This is a genomic window from Candidatus Nitrosocosmicus sp. T (assembly GCF_054408485.1).
In genome coordinates this window covers 1,062,480-1,082,905 of record NZ_CP166992.1, presented here as the reverse complement: position 1 = coordinate 1,082,905, position 20,426 = coordinate 1,062,480, and the positions used below count along the sequence as shown (strand labels likewise).

The following is a 20,426-nucleotide window of genomic DNA, read 5'->3' as shown; positions in this document are numbered from 1 at the left end:
TATAATTATTACTAGGATCACGTATATTTTATCATCTAGGAGAAACTAAAAAATGATGGTAGGTCATTAAGCCATTCTGAAATAGGTTAACAAGCATTATAAGTCGAATACTAAAAGAAATTGACTCAACAAATTGAAAATCATTTCTAGATCATTTGATATTGTTGCTTAAGATTCTGTGGTTATTTTACTATATTAGCCGCTATCGGCTTCGACCAAAATCATTTCATTGTTTATCTCTATTGCAATACTCTTTTGCTTTAAAATTTTTCTTAGCTCATTTGCCTGTCTGATTAGGCTTTTTTTGTTTAGTTTATTCTTATGTACTTCTACTCTAACATACTTTGTAGGTTCGATTTTTTTTTCAAAATATCCATCAAACTCGATCAGAGTCATGCCTTCAAACTCGCTCGATAACTTTTTTACAACTTCTAGATATCCTTCTATTCTTGGTAAGTAAAATTTAATTGAATTTCTGAGTTTCTGCACTCTGAAATCTCTTGCTTTTCTTGTCATATTACAAGTTCTGATAGATAATAAATAAGCAATTAGGTAAATAGTAACCCTTTATCCTATACAATCCTTTTTGTATGTTCCTTCTCTTATTGAGGATTCTTGGGTTTTATCTCTGGTTGAATATTTATATTTATATACAATAATAAAAGGTTTTATACAAACAGAAGAAACTATTATAGAGGATCGTTATAACGCGAAAATTACTATTGAGTAGGTTACTAGCAATTATAATTCAGGCCTTATAATAGTTCTCTAAATTCAATTATTAATTTGCATCTAGTAGCGGCTCAAGATAAGGGCATTCTGAGAAATAATATAATGTAGTAAAGCACCGCAGAGGATAAGCGTATATCTTACTTTCTTAGGATAATAGTAGCCAACTAGGCTTCATGTACTATATATTGGTCAATGATCTGTTAAAACCGCACTACCGAATTCTATTTTCTCCTGGTTCGAAAAAAGACCGAAAAATGTATATTCAACATTAACTGATTATGTCCGAATCTAAAAAAAATGAAAAGGTCATTTAATAGAATTCCGCGCCAAATATAAAAAAAATTGCCTAGTTTACACCTGGTTTGATTTAATTTACAGTGGTTCTCACAATGGTAAAGCCAAACCAAATGCAACTCCTAAAGCTGCTAACACAATTAAGATTACACCTATGATCGCTAATATAATGCCCAGAATTCTAGCAATTTTTGTGGCAACGGGTGGTAACATTCCAGCTACTGCATACAAAATGATTCCTACTATTAATAGGATTATTCCTCCAACTAAACTCATACCTTCTTATTATACAAAAAAGGTTATTAACATCCAGTAAATTTCATACCTAATTAGGGATTTTGTTCAAGTAGTAAGATGACAATTATCATAAATGCATCATTTTTTCCACAATGTATTCATGATATATCTCCTGTTGATGGATAAATGAGTAAATTTGCCTTGATTATGGTTAATCTCTATTTGTCTGAAAGTAATCTGAATTGATTTTTACTTCTTGCTTATCTATTCATATTTATGAATGGGATTTACTACTTTTGTAGAAATCTTTAACCATAGCCTTACTTAAAAAATATGGATTACTTTCTTAAACGTCACTTGGGATGCATAAGAATTGGTAATTCCGTTGCCATTCCTTCCTAACTCGAACCAACCAGATTTTCTCACTCTAATAGTTTTATTGTAGAACTTGTACAGAGCCTTATCACTAGCAATAAGGCAAAAAGAAGCCCTTATTGATATTTTCTAATCAGATGTTCATATTAATTGATACCAACTCATTATCTACATTTCTTCATGACAAAATTAACTCATTTTTTAAGAATGTAACAAATATCATTGTGCGGATAATTTGAAAATTCAATTTCTATAATGGAAAATTTACTAATTTCACAAATAATTTCATAAAAAAGATTCGACATATTAATATCAAATGTATTTACCCTCTATTATCAGAAATTAGATCCTTGCAAACAAAGCGATATATCTACTATAATCAAGAAGGAATTAAGACCGAGCAGAATAGTCCAGCAGTTAAAGATACCGATAAATTGTGGATTGATATAAGTGATCCGTCGCCCCAAGATCTGAAATCCATTGGAGAAGAATACGGTCTAGATGAGGACAGTCTAAGGCTTATTGGTCAGAAAACGAAAAGACCGCAGATAAGGATACTCGACAATCATACCTTTAGTATATTATTAGATATTCGTTTTAAAACAATTAAACAATTGCTAATTGAAGGCGTTTATATTTATGTTGGCAAGAATTGGATAATCACCTTACATTCATCTCAGGTTGAAATATTTTCAACCATTAAGGATATTATTGAAAAAAAGAATAGAAAACTATTAGTATTAAGTATTAATGCACTATATTTTACAATTATCGGGGAAATAATATCAAGATATGAACAACTTTTAACTTCAATAGAGATTACTCTTTCAGATTTTGAACAAAAATCTTTATTCAAAAAGCCTTCCAAGAGCATGCTCAACTATCTAGATGTAGTGGCAAAACAAAGCATAGTAATAAGACGGCATTTCTGGTACACAAGAGACGCTGTAAACTTTTTGATACATATGCAAAATCAAGGTAATGAAATAAGATATTTACAAGTTGCCTATGACGACATAGGACAGTTGATTCAATTGATAGAATCATATGGTGATACCATAAATTCCACCCGAGATTTATACATCGCAAATATATCGTTACAACTTAATGATACAATGCGAATTCTGACAGTTTTTAGTGCGATAATCCTACCCTTATCTCTTATTACAGGAATTTATGGAATGAATGGATTAGACCTGGCCAGATTAAGTGACATTCCCCCAGGATTAGTCACAGTCCTAGTGACAATGGTATTAATTTCAATAGTATTATTAGTTTTTTTTAAGCGTAAAGAATGGATTTTTTCAAAGGAAGATATATATCCTAATTCCAATTCCAAGCTGAATTCAAAAGGCTAGGTCCGATAAGACATGATTTTTAATATCAATTTAGTTTACCTCAAGACCCAATTGGATCAAACGCTATCAGATTCCATGAAAGTGTAAGCTATATTGAAGCTCTAAAATTTGATATGAAATAATTGATTAGTCGAACAATTATTTCTAATATCCTTTTCTATTGATTGTTTATAGCAAATGTCATTTAAACATACTTTTACCGCTACTAATAATAGTAAATTTGATTCGTCTTAGAATATCATCAATTTCACAACAAGTTTAGTTGATCAAAACTTAAAATATTTGATCACTGTCTTACTTTTTAGCTATTGGTGAAAATAAAGAGCCATCAAATATAAAGATTGTACGTCATCATATAATGAAATGTCACTTCTAGATAAAGTTGCAGTCGTTACTGGTTCAAGTAGAGGCATTGGATTTGAGATAGCAAAGGAGCTTTCAGAAAGAGGAGCTATCGTCATAGTATGTTCTCGAAATAAGAATCAATCGAAGACGGCGGCCGCTAAGATGAGTGGTGCAACTCATGCACTCCAAGTCGATGTAACCAATCAATTAAGCGTAAATAAATTTATAGAAAACGTTATGAACAGATATCAGAAAATCGACATTTTGGTAAATAATTCAGGTTATCCATTTGACGATATCATCTGGAATAAAAAAATACATGAGGGATCTATTGAAGAGCTTAGAAAGATAATTGAGGTCGACTTATTTGGATCAATAAGACTTTGTCAAGGTGTACTTCCGATTATGATGCAAAAATCTTTTACTGTAAATCTAAGCAGCAAAAAGACGGACAAAGAAGCGGTGGGCGGCGTAATAATTAATATTTCCTCCACCCCTGCAATTTCAGGACATGCAGGAGGTTTCCCTTACTCCATTGCTAAGTCTGGATGCATTACATTAACGAAAAGTATAGCCAAAGAGTACAGCAGATACGGGATTAGAGCATATACTCTCGCATTAGGTAATATCGCTACACCAGCTACACTAGATTCAATGTCAGAGCAAATCATAATCAGAGCCGCTCTAGAGTCGCCCATGAAAAGATGGGGTGAACCTCGCGAGGTAGCTAGGGTCGCTGCCTGCTTAGCCGATGACTATTTCTCCTACGCTACAGGCAACACCATAGTCGTAGACGGTGGAACAGTATTAGTTTAGTTGTAAAAATAGAACAGTAATCTATTCGTAAACAAGGTAAAAATAGAGATATTAACGCTATTTTACAATTTCAAAATTTATTTTTTCTTTTTTGAACAAATCCATTAAAGTATTGGCTTGGTTTTTATTCTCTAACTCTAAACTTAAATATACTCCAGCAGTACCAGCGGGGATGTTGGAACTCAATCGATCGTGTTCTACCTCGACAATGTTCACGCTAGCCTTTGATATCTCATCAACAATTTTTTTTAAGGCTCCAGGTTTATCATTAAGATCTACAAATATTTTCAATAACCTGCCTGTTTGCATCAAGCCTTTCGCCACTATCTGACCCAAAAGATACATGTCCACATTGCCACCAGATATGATTGAGACCAAATTCTTGCCTCGTTTATTGTTTTTCTTCTTAGAAATAAGGTAAGCAAGAGCTGCAGCGCCAGCAGGTTCTGACACGATTTTTGATCGTTCCATCAATAAAAACATTGTCTTTACAATTGCATTATCATCTATCAATACAATACTATCTACATTCTTCTTTATGATTTCGAAGGTTAGTTTTCCAGGAGTTTTGATAGAGATACCATCTGCAATAGTGTAGCCTTCTTTAGCCTTCATTATCTTATTGGTAGAAATTGATTTTTTCATAGTGGGAAAAGCGGTAGATTCAACACCAATTATTTTTACCCTTGGATTGATTGATTTTATCGCTACGGATATCCCCGCAATCAAACCACCCCCTCCTACAGGAACATAAACTTCATCTAGGTTTTCTAAGTCCTCCATTATCTCCAAACCGACTGTTCCCTGCCCCGATATTATATCTAAATCTTCAAAAGCAGGAATGATGATTTTATTTTCTTTCTCAGCCAAATCTTTGACAGAATTAGCAGATTCATCGTAACTGTTTCCTTCTAAAATTACTTTTGCCCCATAGGACTTTGTAGCAACAATTTTACTTGGAGATGCATTTTTAGGCATAACAATGGTACATGAAATATTATGATAATTAGAAGCAAAAGCTACTGCTTGAGCATGATTTCCAGCCGAAGCTGCAATTACACCATTCTTTTTTGACTCATTTGACAAATTATGAATTTTTACCATTGCTCCCCGAACTTTGAAGGATCCTGTTTTCTGAAGGCATTCGAGTTTAAGATAAACGTTGTTACCAGTTAATTTAGAAAATGTTGCCGATTTTATTAGATCTGTTCTTCTGATGTTATAACTTGAAAGTAGTCTTTGAGCCTCCTTAATGTTGTTCAAGTCTAAGTTAAAAATTTCTTATCTTTCATTAGATCAAATGACGTTTATTTAAATCTGTTGTATTTAACCTCACTGTCTGGCCCTAACTATAACCATTAGAGTCAGGAAAGCATGGATTAATGAAGGATATTAAAATAGGCTAAAATCACACACAAATTATGCTCTAACAATGAAGCATTGTAATTATTATTATCTTCATTTGTCTAATATTTTATTTAAATATATATCTCGACCGATAAATGAAGATTTAAAATCAGAGGTTATTTTACCAAGCTAACATACTTTAATTCAAGAAAGCAAAGTTACCGAATTACAGATTATAGTTAAATATCCTATGTATAATTATAAAAGTGGACCATTAAATTCACATATCCTTTTTTTGAATTAATTCTTTACAATCTCAAACATCTTGATAAAGGAATATAAAATGTAATATCATATGATTGATTTGCTAAAAAAGATTAGGCGGGTTCCTTCTCGGTGTTCTCTTTATCTGTTTCTTCAAGCGCTTCCTCTCTAAGATTTTCAGAAGGACCTGCGGTTTCTGGGTTATCTGATGCCGAACCAATTTTTTTTTGATTTTGTTGAGATTCTTCGAGATTTTCAGTATTTTCATTTGACAATATTCTGTTCATACATAAAATATCAACAAAATATATTAAGATCTATATAGAATTGATCATTCTCACTTGTAGTCAACTAGTAATACTGTAAAGATCTGTATGCTAAATTTTATGAATTACAAGAAGCATCCTCCGAATACAAATAGGGAGGCAAATTGGAGGTGACGAAAAAATAGACAGCCGCGGCATCCTGAGAGTATGTACATTCCTTATTCAACGGCAGTATTAGTTGATCGTCTTAGCGTATAGATATATTTGGTTGCTCAATACAATATGCAATTCGACACGTACTAAGCGTTATTAAATCAGATGGAAATGGATTTCGAATAAACTAAAATACCTAGGAATGATTGGCTATGTATATGCTTGAAATGATGAAATGCTATTGTGGAGAACAAATTATTATTGAGCCAGAAATTAACGAATCTGTAGAACAATATGTTAATAGAAGACAGTGTCCCAAATGTCAAAGAATTGGTCAATGGACTACAACTGCATGGGCCTTCAAATGACACCTACACAATACCTCAGATCTTTGACGACTTTTATTTAGAATGAAATGTACCTCAAACTCAGTAGAGTAGATATATTTTGATACACTCATAGGACAAAAGCAAAGTGTATTTGACATAGTAAAGTCATTATGCTTCGAATTTAGGCGGACTGCCAGTAAAAAGGTTTCCGAATTTCTGGTTATTGATTGATTTAAATAAGAAGGATGTTGTTTAATGAATAAATTTTGACGATCCAATTAATTGGAATTTCTCTTTTGGTTTTCCTTCAAAATTAGTATTTCAATTTAGGTATTATCTTTTAGTTTTGTACTCACTTTGACTTATTTGAGAAAGTAGTACATATTTCAATTTACATATTGTTAAATAAAATGTTAAACAATTTAACATACAAAACGATGTCCCGGGTTTCTATTCCATTCACCGAGACATTAATGTGGTAATGGAGAAAGGCCAAACACGGAATTGGCTGATAATAGATCTCCTATCATATAATAACAAGTTTATTAACGACCATAAAGAATATTGCGAATCATAAAATTAAGATGTGGATTAATTGCATTTGTTCTGTTAAAATTCATCTTTTTAAAAATTCAAATAATTATTGAAATTAGAAATTAGATCAAAGCCTTTAGAATATTATTAAGTGAAAAACTGTCTTTAGATTAACTGAGATTTTGATATTTATTTTTGGGATCACTTTTTTTCACGAGTCTTTAAGGCAAAATATTTAGTAGCGTTGAATAAATTATTCATACTTTAATTATAATGGAATGACTTTCCCTACATTCAAAAGTCCTAGGCAAAATTTATTATTGTTGATTATTTAATATTTGTGAATTTAAAAAGAATTAGAATTGTAGTCGAGATATAGAATTTAGTTACTTAACTTAATCTCGGTTAGTTTTATTACTATATCTAAATCGTGCCTTAGCGTAACTTCTGTTACGCCCGCAACTTCTGCAATCTTACTTTGAGTGATTTCCTCATCATATTCCTTACATGATAAGTAAAGAACAGCCCCAGCCAAACCCATAGGATTCTTCCCGGCATATATAGCCGTTTTCCTTACAGTCATCATCATTTTGACGGCCCGTCGTTTCGCTCTCTCTGAAATCCCGCAAATATTTCCGATCTTAATTATTTCTTTTAGTGCATCGACTTGAGGTACTTTGATATCCAGTTCCAACATTACTTTTCTGTATATTCGCGCAATCTCTTTTTCCTTAAGATTAGTAATTCTTGCTATTTCTTTTAGTGTCCTGGGTATCCCTAATTCTCTACAGGTGATATAAGAAGCAACAGCCAAAGCACCCTTAATTGTTCTGCCTTTTACTAATTTTCGTTCCTGTATTTTCCTGTAAAGATATGCAATCTTTTCAATTGCCGATTCGGGTAATCCAAGCACATCTTTCATAGTGTATAGGTGGATAAACGCAGTCTGAAGATTTCTTTTTGAAGAATCCTTTGTTTGAGATCGGGTATCCCAGGTTCTCCACCGATTTATTCTGCTTTTCATTGCCAAGTCAATCTGACGGCCAGACGCATCTTTATCTACTTTCCCTATCACAGTCGAGAGCCCACGATCGTACTTCGCCAAAGAAGTTGGTCCGCCTGTTCTATCCCTGAAGTCTAGTTCTTGAATATTTGAAGAAGCCCATTCAGACCTTGTTAAATCGGTGTTGTCAATAATAACACTTCCACAGGTAGTGCAGATCAATTCACCAGAATTCTGATCGGTAATTATATTAGTGTGCTTGTTACATAAAGGGCATAAGACTGATAAATACGAATTAATTAATTTTTGATTCATTTTGATTTTTTCCACCACATTTTAGTTCTTATTATAATGGTTTTCCACCATTTTATCGTTTCTATTATAATAATCAGTAAGTAAACGCTATCAACATTATATTTATGTAACATTTGGATTAAAGATGATAAAAATATTGACATTATTGATCATCATGATATAAAAATCTGATGAAATAATCCCACCAAGTGGTATTATGGTTAAAGAAACCTAATGTTGGTAAGTTAATTAAGTAATATTGGTCGATAACTGCCATGATTATTGTATGTTAGTATCCATAACAGAGGCAATCAAAACCCTTATTTTAATATTTTATAGTGGTAAACGAATATTATAAGTTGCAGATGTCAGAAATGAAATGCTTATCGCTATAAGCCGAGGACTCGCAGATAAATGAAAATCATACCTAACGAAATTATTTTATATTACAAAAATTATAGAAAAGGATATGAATAGTTCTAGATGGTTTATTCTTATTTTACCACTACTAATGGTCGGATTTCCCACCGTGATTGCTCAATCCAACAATACTGGCTTCTCTAATAACACCGGAGGGTTGTCCTCAGAGTCAGTAGATGTTGCAATTACAAATTCTAGCTCAAGTCCTGCAGATTTGACAGTTAATGATTCATCCCAAGGAGATGCACAAAATAACACCGGAGGGTTGTCCTCAGAGTCAGTAACTGAATCTAAATATTAATCCTTAAGAACTCTTGTCACTTTTTTATAATTATGACTGAGCCGGATTCGCACAATGTATCATTAGAATCAATTAAAAACAAAGTAATTCGATGTATCCTATGCGACCTATCAGTAACTAGAAAGAATGCCGTACCGGGAACTGGCAATTTCACCAGAAAAATAATCCTAATAGGCGAAGCTCCCGGAAAAAATGAGGATGAAATGGGTATGCCATTTATAGGGAGTGCCGGTAAAATTTTGGATCAAGCTTTGGTCGATGCGGGAATAGCAAGAAAAGATACTTTTATCACGAATGTGGTCAAATGCAGACCACCTAACAATAGAATCCCAACTGAAGAAGAAATAAGAATATGCACTGATCAATATTTAAAAAAAGAGATTGAGATTATTTCACCTAAAGTTATTTGTATTTTAGGCGCCACAGCGCTAAAGTCGTTACTTGGTTTAGAACATATGACACATCATCGTGGAAAAATAATCAATCGACCGCCATTAAAATACTTTATAACATATCACCCTGCAGCAACTATTTATAATAACAAATTAAAGCAAGTTTTCTTTGAAGATATCAAAGAGCTATCAAGAATAGTTAACGATCAAGACCAAAGTATAGATAGATTTTTTTAACTTAACTAAAAGGAAAAGTAAAGACAATTTTTAACTGCCAAGATGTTAAATAATAACAGAAAAAGCAATGCAAAAATCAAAAGATGGAAAATGTCAAGATGGGTTTTCAATCATATTGATCATGAGGTTATTAAATAACTTTCCTCTCCAATGTATCTAATGTTATTAGTAATAGTTTCTTTAATCATTTCTGATCATATATTGAGTTAGAAGTTTTAAAATATAGAATAATACTGCAATATTAATAGTTCTAAAAAAAGTAACATCAATTAAGATGTAGATGTAGATGTAGCAATAGTACAATATTTGGGAAACAAAAAGTTAAGGTAAAGGATAGTAAATTTGAGTTTGTTATTTGGCACTTATTAAATGTGTCAAATCATTAGGAACAGCCATTGAAGCTAGGTCCAGCAATGGGGCGTACCATATACCGAATATTATCATAAAACCTAAAGCAAATAACAAAACAGCAACTATCGACTTTGGTTCCTTCTGTCTGACTCTATTCTCGCCTTTTTCCATATACATTTTCCTTATGATCCAAGCATAATAACCCAGAGATAGTGCACTATTTAGGACACCTGCTATTGCCAGATAGGGTCCCCACCATACTATTTGGCCACTATCCAAGGCTGCACCAAAGATCAAATATTTACCCCAAAAACCATTCAGAGGAGGCACTCCAGCCAACGCAAGTAAAGAAATAGTAAGCACGAAGGCAGTAATAGGCATTCTAAATCCCAATCCTGTGTATTTTTCTAGTGTATAGCCAGCTAGGGTTATGATCACGCCTGCGGCAGCAATAAATGCAGCAGATTTCATTACTGCGTGGTTCATTATTTGTAACAAAGAAGCATCTAAACCATAATTAGAATATGGAGCCACCGCAAGGCCTATTAAAATATATCCAGCCTGCGCAATGCTGGAATAGGCAAGGATTCTCGGAATACTTTTCTGAGTTAGAGCCCCCAGATTGCCTAGGGTCATTGTAAAAATGGCTATTATTGCAAGTGTAAATGTCCAGTGGACATTGAGTGCTATTAAACCAATAACTATGACTCTAATGGCAGCTGCGAATCCAGCTTTTTTTGTTCCTGCTGCAAGCAGCGTAGCAACTGTTGTTGGTGCTCCAGAATATGTATCAGGCAACCACATATGAAATGGAACTAGACCCATTTTGAAGCCAAAGCCCGCAATAAAAAGGCCGACTGCCAGTAAAGCAAATGGGATCAAATCGGTATTCAGCTGCGACATTGCGATAATAGAATCGTAAATATTAGTGGTTCCGGTTAATCCATACACAATTCCCATCGCTAAAACAATTATTGCTGACGATAGGGCTCCAAACAAGAAATATTTGATTGAAGCTTCGTTTGAGATTGGATCCCTTTTGTTAAAAGCTGCCAATGCATAAGTAGGAATAGACATAAGTTCCCAAGCAACTAACAACATTACGAAATCAGTTGAATACCCTATAAGGATCATCCCTATGCTTGATAATAATATTAAAGAATAGTAGGCTGCATGATTGCTTTTTTTCTTCATGTAACTCCATGAAGAAACTGTCACCATAATAGATACTATAAGAAATGCAATAGAAAAGAATGCACCAAAAATGTCATCTGCTATCACCCCGCTCTTTGTTAATGACAAGGCAGGAAGATTTTCTCCAGAAAATATCCTATATATTACAAGGACAAGCGCCAAAGCTAGAGCCCCAAAGGCTATTGCGCTATAAACTTTATTTTTGGTGCCTCGCTCTTTATTCAAGGCATCTATTATTGGAATTAATAAAGCTACGCTTCCTAAGATAATGGTTACTAAAGCAGGAGTTGAAAATATATCAATCATTATTACTCATTCACTCCTTAACTCAAAAGTAACATGGTAATTAGAATTATACCAGCCGAGAATACATAGAGATATGTCTGTACGTTACCCGATTGTGCCGCTTTTGTCACTCTAGATAAGAACACCATTGAATGTTGGACCGAAGGATTAATTCCATACATTAAGATATCTTCAAAATACCTGTATATTCGCCTATAAACCGCCAGGGGTACAACAACACCTCCCCAGTATAGAATGGAATTAAGATACCATCGGTTGTAAAGGAACTTCCATAAAGCCTTTGAAACAACGTTGTCGTTGATCTTCTTCGGATCGGCGATTCTTTTGATGTAAAATAAGTAGCCCAGAAATCCCCCCAAGCCAAATGCTGTTACAGATGCAATAACCGCAATTGGATTGAGGTTCCATCCTTCCTGTTCAGCCCCGTGGGTAGAAGATGTGTCTGACTTTATTACTTCTTGTTGGCTCTGTGGGTCTGCGGAGCCTTCTAGGGGTACGACTCCGCCTTCGATGATGCCAAATGTACTGGCAAGATAGGCTGCAAACAAATGATGCAATTGGCCCTCAAAAGCAAATCCTACGACTCCTATTACAATAGATGCAATTGCCAGAACCGCAAAAGGAAGCCACATGAGTTTATTTACTTCATGTATACGATGACCTTTATTTTCCATATTGACCACTTTTTGGCTTGATTTTCCAAAAAATACAAGTCCCACCATCCTAAATGTATAAAAGGCAGTCATTACGGCTACTGTAACAGCAATAAAAAAGATATACGATGAGAATTCATAGTTAGATTCAATAATAGAAGCAAAAATTGCATCTTTGCTCCAGAATCCTGATGTTATTAATGGAGCACCCGCTAGTGATAAACTTGCAAGTAGCATGAAAATATAAGTTTTTCTCATATTCTTTTTCAACCCACCCATATCGTTCATGAACCTAGAGTGTACCGTATGTATTATAGCACCTGCCGCCATAAACAAAGAAGCTTTAAACAGTGCATGGCTAATCAAGTGAAAGAATCCAGCAGTATATCCGTCGACAAAGTTTGTTGACAGACCTGCAATTCCCAGGGCCATCATCATATATCCGATCTGTGATCCTGTAGAATAAGCCAAAACCTTTTTTATTTCAGGATTAACTATTGCTTGAGTAGCCAACAAAATAGCAGTTATCGCTCCGACCCAGGTAACTATCTCAAAAAACTGCGTCATATTAAATACAGACAGTGCAAAAAATAATGGACCAATTCTCGCAACAAGAAATACACCTGCTTTTACCATTGTTGCAGCGTGGATGAGAGCCGAAACAGATGTAGGTCCAGTCATTGCCTCTAATAACCATTCATTCAATGGAAATTGAGCTGATTTGCCTATAGCTCCTCCAAATATTAGAACAGCCGCAGGCACCAATAGATTTTGCTGCATCATCTCATTTGCCCAGCTTTGGTCGGCCAATAACTCTCTAAAGCCAAAAGTACCCGCATACATAAAGATCATAAACATGCCAGTCAGCATCATTACATCTCCAGCCCTGTTAAGTAAGAACGCCTTTATCCCAGCATGGGTAGGAGATGTCCACTGAGGTATACCCCAAGCGGTATGTCCTTCCTTGCCAACATAATCTTTCCGTCTATCAGAATACCAAAATCCTATCAGAGCATAGGAAGCAAGTCCCACACCTTCCCAACCGAAAAATACCATCAACAAGTTATCGGATAATACAATAAGCTGCATTGATCCAATAAAGAACAGCATAAAGAACCAATACCTTATCAGGGATTTTTCTCTGCGCATGTAGGATACAGAATAGATAAATATAGCCGCCGAAATCCAAGCGACTAAATTACTCATAATTATAGCAAGGGGATCAGCAAGTACACCTGCTTCCAGATTTAAAGCTGAAAACCATGGAATTTGACTATGTATTTCCCCATTTGATAAGCCCAAAGGCAAGATAGTCAGTGCCAACAGTGCACTAACAATTGAGAAGACAACAGCTATGTAACTTTTAAATTTTTCACTACTTTTTCTTAAAATAGGAATGAATGCAGCTCCTATAAATGGAGTCATCCAAATTAACCAAGCAATTACACCTAGTCCTTCAAAACCTAAAACTTCAGCCAGATCTATTCACCTATATATTAATGGAATGACCGCTTTGGTTATCTGATATTAGATGTGTCCTCTGGAATTCAGAATTACCTAGCAAAGCAGCACTACTGGCCTGTGTATGATTTGTAAGTGTTTCATTTACTTGAGCCATTCCAGGTTTGATCTTTACTGGTATAAGCTCGTTTGAATTCTCATACAGATTTTCAACGTATCCTATAATTGGTTTGTAAAATAAATCAGGATATACTCCCAGAATCAAAGTTAATGAAGCCAAAATTCCCATGGTTACTAAAACATATTTACTCGAATCACGTACATTTTTTAATGTTTCTGGGGTAACACCATAAAAAATCCGTTTATACATCCACAAAATATAAGCAGAAGTCAATATAGTTGTAGTAATAGCCAAAGCGAAGGATATCGCCTTAATAGTACTCCAGTCAACTACTGCATTTTGTAGAGCGCCGTTAAAAAGAACCCATTCAGACATAAAGCCACTTGTAATTGGTACACCAATGATCGTTAGTCCTCCAATCATGGCAAATACGGCTGTGTATGGCATTTTTCCACCTAAGCCACCTAATTTATCCATGTTTCTTGTTCCCGTTTGTAAGATAATTGAACCAGCCATCATAAACAATAGGCCTTTTCCCAAAGCATGAGTAACATACATAAAAATTGCACCGCTAATACCCAGAACGCTCTCCGACCCTATTCCAAAAAGCAGATAGCCCATCGAACTTATACTTGAGTAAGCCAAAACTCTTTTGATATCTTTTTGCATTAGGGACATTGCACCGCCGTAAATCATTGTTGCAACCCCCCATAGACTTACGTAAATACTATAATCAGTATAGTTTCCAGGGCCCGCCAACAGTTCAATCCAAATTCTGATCAGACCATATGCACCTATTCCAGTCATTACTGATGATATCAGTACTGTAATTGGTGTTGGAGCATCCGTATATGTATCAGGCAACCATATGTGCACAAGGAAAGCACCAAGTTTTACACCAAATCCGATAACAAGTGCAGCCACAATGACGGCTATCCATGCATGTGGAATTTGAGATACATTTGCCTTAACTGTGTCATAATCAAATCCACCGGCTAGAAAACCCATGGCCATTAAACCCAATAGTAGGATTACTGCACCGACATGGGCCCAGAAAAAGAACATTAATGAAGTTCTTTTCCTTTTTCCGTATCCATAGAATGCAATCAAAAAGAAAGCCGGAACTAACATAAGTTCAAAGAATACATAAAATTCAAATAAATTAGTTGCTAAAACAGTGCCAAGCATACCCACCGCAAATACAAGGTAGAGAGAATAATACAAGCCCATCTGACTATTCAAATAGGATTTTTGCTCTACTGAGAGAATTAATGAAGACAAAGTTTTTCCGTCCTCAAAAGAATACAACTGGCTTTCAGCATCCTTAATTTCCAGATCAGAGGAATTTTTAACCTGTTCATATTGAAGGAGAATTTTTCTTGTCATGTATGGCTTTGAATAAATAACTACAATAGTTGATAACAAATAAATCGAAATTGCAAAAGGAATGCTTAAACCGTCTAATTTTAACCCGAAATGACCTAATTGACTCCAATCAAAGACTTCTTGATATGATCCCCCAGAACCTAGGTCTATGGATGGGATAATCACCAATATTGTGGAGATAGCTAAAATTCCAAATGTCAACCACGTCGTAATGTTTATTCCCTTTCGTTTACCTAAAAAATATACTACCGGTGATAATATCAAGGGCATAAATGTTGCCACCATTAGATAATAGGAAGAATCCACCATCTACATTCTCTTGCTCCGAATACCCCTACCTCAACGACATTAACTCCTTTTATATATTATACGGTTGAATTTTCAAAAAAATAAATATGGTGGATAAAAATTAATTCTTAAGGTTCTTATATTCGGTAACATCAATGTCTTTATAGAATCTATAGGCCACAATTATGATTCCTAAGCCTACTGCAACTTCAGCAGCAGAGATTGCAATGGAAAAAAGAACAAAGACTTGGCCCTGAGGACTAGGCAGCATTCTCGAAAATGCGATAAGTGCAAGGTTTACAGCGTTTGCTATTAGCTCTATGGAAAATATAAGTCTCAGAGCATTTCTTTTTACAACTAATCCATAAATTCCAATGGATAATAGAATTACAGCTATATAGAGAAAATCAATTGGCTGGTTCATTTCTTTCCTCAATATCCTCTCTTCGTGCTAAAGCCAATGCACCTATTATCGCTGCTGCCAGTGTTAGCGCCAATACTATCAATACCGGTGAATAGTATGTCATTAATTCTTTCCCTATAGCCTGGACATCAAATATGGGAACTGTATCGTTAAATTTCAGCTGGTTTACAGAAGAGTTTCCTAAAATCGATCCGGCTAAAATAAGAAAGGCTAATCCAAGTAAGATACCTGCAACCTTTCTTTTCCTAGTTTCTTTTTTCGTAACGGTATTCTGTGCTCTTACCAACATGATGGTAAATATTATAAGAACCGCAACTGCACCCACATACACAGCTATTTGAAACATTGCAACGAAAGGAGCGTCCAAAATAATAAAGTAACCCGCTATCCCTAGCATGGAAATTGCCAGTGCTATACCACCGTATAGTAACTCCCGGCTCTCAAGAGACAAGATAGCTGAACCAATCGTGATAACAGACAATCCCACAAATACGCTATCTACCATGATAAGCACCTCGGCGTCCTATTTTTATTTCTACATCGCCGTCATATTTTGGTTTGACGGCCAATTGGGATGGAGTATATATTAAATGAGATTTTGTGTAAGAGGATAACTCATAGTCATTGGTCATATATAATGCATAAAATGGGCATGCATCTACACACAGACCACAAAAAACACACTTTCCATAATCGATTTGAGGCATTATAGATTTTTTATTTTGCTTCCATTGCTCATCAACTTTTACCATAGTTATTGCTTCTGCTATTCCTTCGCAAGCGATAGCACAAAGTTGACATCCGGTACATTTGTCATGAAACAAAATATGTCTACCTCTCGTCCCCGCAATTCCAACTCCTTTTTTGGGGTCAAATTGGTATCCGTCACCCACGAATTTCAGCTTTTCTTCAGGATAACGGAGGGTAAATCTCTTTAAAAGTATATGCTTAGTTCCAGACTCCAGTGCTTTTATGAAACCTGTTGCAGTTTTCATCGTATCGAAATCACTCCCTCCGGTCCAATAATTCCACCGTAAATCAACATTAATACGACGAACAGATTTATGAATGTTAAAACTATCAGTTTGTACCATCCAGTATGAAGCAAAATATCAATTCTGATTCGTGGATTGATACCTCGGATAATCAACATTAGAAATATAATCACTATTGTTTTCACCAAGAACCAGAATATGCTATTTACTGTTATAGGGTTGTATAGACCATCTAAAGCTAACATTTGCAGTAATGGAAAATTAGAATCATGAGCTCCTGGAATTAATTCTTGGGGAAAAATTTGGGGACCCGACCATCCACCCAAGAAGAGAATTACAAATAATCCTGCTAGAGCATACAATTTCAAATAGCTACCAAGTTGTATTAATCCGTATATCATCCCCGTAGTCTCAGTCAACCAGCCTGCAACTATTTCACTCTCAGCTTCGGGTAAATCGAACGGAATCCTTTCTAATTCAGCTAGTGAAGAAATGAAAAATACAAAAGCGTTGATCGGGAGTAGAAAGATATTCCAGAAAGCATTTTGTGATCTCGCAATTTCTGAGAGATTAAGTGACGACGATAGAATAACAACCGGTAACGCCGATAAGAAAAAAGGTATCTCAAAGGCAATCATTTGGTGGAGAGCCCTTAATCCTCCTAAAAATGGATATTTACTATTACTGGCCCATGAAAATAGTAATGCAATCAACGGAAAGAAGCCCAATATTGCAAAAGCAGCTAATAACCCTACGCTAACATCAGCGACTACCCATCCTGAAGCTACTGGAATCAGCGCTACTACCGCAGCAGCAGTAGACACAAACATTATGGGGGCCAACCAGAATATGGGTTTGTCAGCGCCTGAAGGTACTATAATCTCTTTTGTAAGAAGTTTTAACCCGTCTGCCAATAATTGGAAGATACCTTCAACTTTACCAGCATATAATGGTCCTACACGCAATTGCATTTTGGCCAGCAATTTTCGTTCGACAAATATTGTAGCTGCGGCTATCAAAGCTGCAAATCCAAACCCTGGAAAAACAGCTGCCCTAAACAGGTCGGTGTGAACAAAAAATTGAACAATAGGAAGCGTTCTGGAAGGATCAACCATCATCGAAAAGAAAAGATATGGTGTTAAGACTTGTCCGTCGACTTCAGGCAAAGGAACATAAAACAATGTAAAAAAGATTATCGGAAGAATAAGTAAGGTAACTAACGCTAAGACAACAAATAGGAGCCAAACTACACTGCCTACGAAGTTCCCGAATCTAAAATCTGGAGTCAGTGAACCCATTATCTGTCAGCCTCCACCGGCCAATAATTAAGAGACCAATAAATTGCAGGCATATCACCCAATTTTGATCCTGTTAGCAGGAAAGGTAAAGCAAGTAAATTCCTAAATGAACCAACCGATGCCTTTACCCTATAGGGTTTTGGTGATCCATCGCTAACCACATGATACCCCAAAGCTCCCCTTCCTGATTCTACTCTCTTGTATGTTTCACCAGGGGGACTCTTAAGATTAAATTGCAATTTTTCTCTAACGTCTCCTGACTCAGGCATCTTATCCAGTAATTGTCTAATTATGTGACAGGATTCACGCATATCCAGCATAGGAACATATGCTCTTGCAAATGAATCGCATGTTTTCATATATTGGACATTAAAATCAAGCTCATTATAAACGTCATATGGTTCCACTTTTCTTATATCGTATGGTACACCCGATGCCCTCAAGACAGAACCTGTCACACCTAGTTTAATCGCATCTTCTTTGGTTAAAACTCCTACACCCTCAGTTCTTTGTCTTAACAGTGGATTATTAAAAAAAATATCGTCATATTCTTTAAGCCTTTTTTCAAAATAATTAACCTGAGACAGACATTTTTCTTTAAAATTATAGGGAATATCATTTCTAACTCCACCAGGAATATTGAATGCATTAGTTATTCTGGCCCCAGTTAATCGCTCTAATAAATCAATAAGCAGTTCCCTATCTCCAGCAGGCCACATGAACATTGTTGAATGTCCTAAGAATATACCATATATTGCTAGCCAATACAATGTGTAAGATAGCCTACTAAGTTCCGATGCGAGTGCTCTAATGAACTGTCCCCTTCTGGGAACTGAGATATCCGCAAGATCCTCAACAGCCAGACTGTAAGAATAAGTAATATTGCAAGAATCATGAATCACTGGGCGTTCTAAATGGGGTATATTTTGAAAGTGATTTCTATATTCACACATTTTTTCATGTCCCCTATGAACATAGCCGGGGTCAGGATCTACGTATACTATATAGTCTCCATCAACTTTAATAACGAATCTAAAATGGCCTGACCCTGGGTGTTGTGGACCAACACTTAGAGTCATTAATCGGTCATCTTCAGTTTCCTTTGTTATTTGAAGTGATAATTTCTTTGCCTCATCGATTTTGTCCTCCAGACTGCTCATTTCATAATCATCTTCCTTTTATGCGGAAATCCTTTCTAAGAGGTGGTATATCCGCCCAATCTTCAGGCAAAATAAATCTCTCATTACGTGGATGACCCAAAAAATAAACACCCAGCATTTCATACGTTTCACGTTCATGATATTCTACACTTGGAAATATATTTATCAAGCTATTTGATTTAGGATCGCTTCTATCCACTCTCGTCGATAGTATGACAATATAAGGATAATAATCGGTGTTACTATACGATCCTAGATGATAATTAATCTCAATTTGATTATCAGTAGGGTAGTCAGTTCCCGAGGCCGATTCAGCATGATCAAATCCATGGTTATTTCTCAAATAAAGCGCTGTTTCTACAAGGTTTTCAGGACTCACCATTATTTTGGAACGATTTTCTTTTTTATACACAAGTTTAACTTGTTCTCCAAAATTAGTAATGACTGAATTAATGAGACTATTAGATAGTAAATGAGTCGCTTCTTCTTTAACTTCCAGTAATTTTGTTTGATTATTTTTGGTTTCGGCGTTTTCCATTATTTAATTTTCGACCTTTTAATTTTTTCTTGCAACAGCATAGTACCTTGAATCAAAGTTTCAGGTCTTGGCGGGCAACCAGGGACATACACATCTACTGGCAAAATACTATCACATCCAGGTAAAACATTGTATGAATCTAGATACAATCCACCTGTTATTGCGCATGCTCCCATAGCAATAACGTATTTTGGCTCTGGCATTTGATCATAAACCATTCTGAGCCTAGGTGCCATTTTCCTTGTGACGGTTCCTTGAACAACTATCAAGTCACACTGTCTTAAAGATCCAAATGCTTCCAGTATTCCAAATCGTTCAGCGTCATAGCGCGGACTAGAAACAGCACCAAATTCAACACTACAACAAGCAGTTTCCAAGTGAACGGGCCATAGTGACCAGACTCGGCCCCAGTTAATTGCATAGCCTAATGGTTCATCCAAAGCTTTGACTAAAACATCACCTAGCTTAGACACTAAAACATTAAAATTGGTAGGGTTAACGAGCTCCTTTAACATACCTCTACACTTGATAAATATTTACATTCAAGTTATTAA

19 protein-coding genes are annotated in these 20,426 nt (G+C 35.4%); 4 read left to right on the top strand and 15 right to left on the bottom strand.

Annotated elements, in window-relative coordinates; all coding sequences use genetic code 11:
- Window positions 1-195: 195 nt before the first annotated feature.
- Window positions 196-516: a hypothetical protein gene (locus AB0A59_RS05595; RefSeq protein WP_458747107.1), complete on the bottom strand. Its 321-nt coding sequence runs from the start codon at window positions 514-516 to the stop codon at window positions 196-198.
- Between the two features lie 600 nt (window positions 517-1,116).
- Window positions 1,117-1,302 (bottom strand): hypothetical protein, encoded by a 186-nt coding sequence (locus tag AB0A59_RS05590; protein WP_458747106.1) that lies wholly within the window; start codon window positions 1,300-1,302, stop codon window positions 1,117-1,119.
- A gap of 686 nt (window positions 1,303-1,988) precedes the next feature.
- Between AB0A59_RS05590 and AB0A59_RS05585 the strand changes: the two genes are divergently transcribed.
- Window positions 1,989-2,996, top strand: coding sequence for a magnesium transporter CorA family protein (locus AB0A59_RS05585; RefSeq protein ID WP_458747105.1), 1,008 nt, complete (start codon window positions 1,989-1,991; stop codon window positions 2,994-2,996).
- Between the two features lie 363 nt (window positions 2,997-3,359).
- A complete protein-coding gene (locus AB0A59_RS05580) occupies window positions 3,360-4,157 on the top strand; it encodes an SDR family NAD(P)-dependent oxidoreductase (RefSeq protein WP_458747104.1) in 798 nt (265 codons plus the stop codon).
- A gap of 57 nt (window positions 4,158-4,214) precedes the next feature.
- On the opposite strand, the gene ilvA is transcribed toward AB0A59_RS05580, so the two are convergent.
- From ilvA to AB0A59_RS05565, 3 genes are all read right to left on the bottom strand, one after another.
- Window positions 4,215-5,420, bottom strand: coding sequence for a threonine ammonia-lyase (gene ilvA, locus AB0A59_RS05575; RefSeq protein ID WP_458747103.1), 1,206 nt, complete (start codon window positions 5,418-5,420; stop codon window positions 4,215-4,217).
- A 461-nt stretch (window positions 5,421-5,881) separates the two neighbouring features.
- On the bottom strand, window positions 5,882-6,043 hold the full coding sequence (locus tag AB0A59_RS05570) for a hypothetical protein (protein ID WP_458747102.1): 162 nt from the start codon (window positions 6,041-6,043) through the stop codon (window positions 5,882-5,884).
- 1,389 nt (window positions 6,044-7,432) lie between these two features.
- Complete coding sequence (locus AB0A59_RS05565; protein WP_458747101.1) at window positions 7,433-8,368, bottom strand: transcription initiation factor IIB; 936 nt, start codon at window positions 8,366-8,368, stop codon at window positions 7,433-7,435.
- 448 nt (window positions 8,369-8,816) lie between these two features.
- Here AB0A59_RS05565 and AB0A59_RS05560 point away from each other — a divergent pair, with 448 nt between their 5' ends.
- Together AB0A59_RS05560 and AB0A59_RS05555 are read left to right on the top strand one after the other, a co-directional pair.
- On the top strand, window positions 8,817-9,068 hold the full coding sequence (locus AB0A59_RS05560; protein WP_458747100.1) for a hypothetical protein: 252 nt from the start codon (window positions 8,817-8,819) through the stop codon (window positions 9,066-9,068).
- A 32-nt stretch (window positions 9,069-9,100) separates the two neighbouring features.
- Window positions 9,101-9,697, top strand: a complete 597-nt coding sequence (locus AB0A59_RS05555; RefSeq protein ID WP_458747099.1) for a uracil-DNA glycosylase — start codon at window positions 9,101-9,103, stop codon at window positions 9,695-9,697.
- A gap of 351 nt (window positions 9,698-10,048) precedes the next feature.
- Here the strand turns inward: AB0A59_RS05555 and AB0A59_RS05550 are convergent, their stop codons facing one another.
- The 10 genes from AB0A59_RS05550 to AB0A59_RS05505 form a co-directional block, all read right to left on the bottom strand.
- Window positions 10,049-11,548, bottom strand: coding sequence for an NADH-quinone oxidoreductase subunit N (locus tag AB0A59_RS05550; RefSeq protein ID WP_458747098.1), 1,500 nt, complete (start codon window positions 11,546-11,548; stop codon window positions 10,049-10,051).
- 17 nt (window positions 11,549-11,565) lie between these two features.
- Window positions 11,566-13,686, bottom strand: a complete 2,121-nt coding sequence (locus AB0A59_RS05545) for an NADH-quinone oxidoreductase subunit 5 family protein (protein WP_458747566.1) — start codon at window positions 13,684-13,686, stop codon at window positions 11,566-11,568.
- A gap of 4 nt (window positions 13,687-13,690) precedes the next feature.
- Window positions 13,691-15,439 carry a complex I subunit 4 family protein gene (locus tag AB0A59_RS05540; RefSeq protein ID WP_458747097.1) on the bottom strand — a complete coding sequence of 583 codons (1,749 nt, stop codon included), beginning with the start codon at window positions 15,437-15,439 and terminating at the stop codon, window positions 13,691-13,693.
- Window positions 15,440-15,578: 139 nt separating this feature from the next.
- Window positions 15,579-15,881: an NADH-quinone oxidoreductase subunit NuoK gene (gene nuoK / locus AB0A59_RS05535; RefSeq protein ID WP_458747096.1), complete on the bottom strand. Its 303-nt coding sequence runs from the start codon at window positions 15,879-15,881 to the stop codon at window positions 15,579-15,581.
- Window positions 15,865-16,386 (bottom strand): NADH-quinone oxidoreductase subunit J family protein, encoded by a 522-nt coding sequence (locus tag AB0A59_RS05530; protein ID WP_458747095.1) that lies wholly within the window; start codon window positions 16,384-16,386, stop codon window positions 15,865-15,867. The genes nuoK and AB0A59_RS05530 overlap by 17 nt, the downstream gene beginning before the upstream one ends.
- Window positions 16,376-16,876: a 4Fe-4S binding protein gene (locus AB0A59_RS05525; protein ID WP_458747094.1), complete on the bottom strand. Its 501-nt coding sequence runs from the start codon at window positions 16,874-16,876 to the stop codon at window positions 16,376-16,378. Before AB0A59_RS05525 ends, AB0A59_RS05530 begins: the two co-directional genes overlap by 11 nt.
- Complete coding sequence (locus tag AB0A59_RS05520; protein ID WP_458747093.1) at window positions 16,873-18,174, bottom strand: complex I subunit 1/NuoH family protein; 1,302 nt, start codon at window positions 18,172-18,174, stop codon at window positions 16,873-16,875. Before AB0A59_RS05520 ends, AB0A59_RS05525 begins: the two co-directional genes overlap by 4 nt.
- Window positions 18,174-19,253 carry an NADH-quinone oxidoreductase subunit D gene (locus AB0A59_RS05515; RefSeq protein ID WP_458747565.1) on the bottom strand — a complete coding sequence of 360 codons (1,080 nt, stop codon included), beginning with the start codon at window positions 19,251-19,253 and terminating at the stop codon, window positions 18,174-18,176. Before AB0A59_RS05515 ends, AB0A59_RS05520 begins: the two co-directional genes overlap by 1 nt.
- 88 nt (window positions 19,254-19,341) lie before the next feature.
- Complete coding sequence (locus AB0A59_RS05510; RefSeq protein WP_458747092.1) at window positions 19,342-19,872, bottom strand: NADH-quinone oxidoreductase subunit C; 531 nt, start codon at window positions 19,870-19,872, stop codon at window positions 19,342-19,344.
- Window positions 19,872-20,387: an NADH-quinone oxidoreductase subunit B gene (locus AB0A59_RS05505; RefSeq protein ID WP_458747091.1), complete on the bottom strand. Its 516-nt coding sequence runs from the start codon at window positions 20,385-20,387 to the stop codon at window positions 19,872-19,874. Before AB0A59_RS05505 ends, AB0A59_RS05510 begins: the two co-directional genes overlap by 1 nt.
- Window positions 20,388-20,426 lie beyond the last annotated feature (39 nt).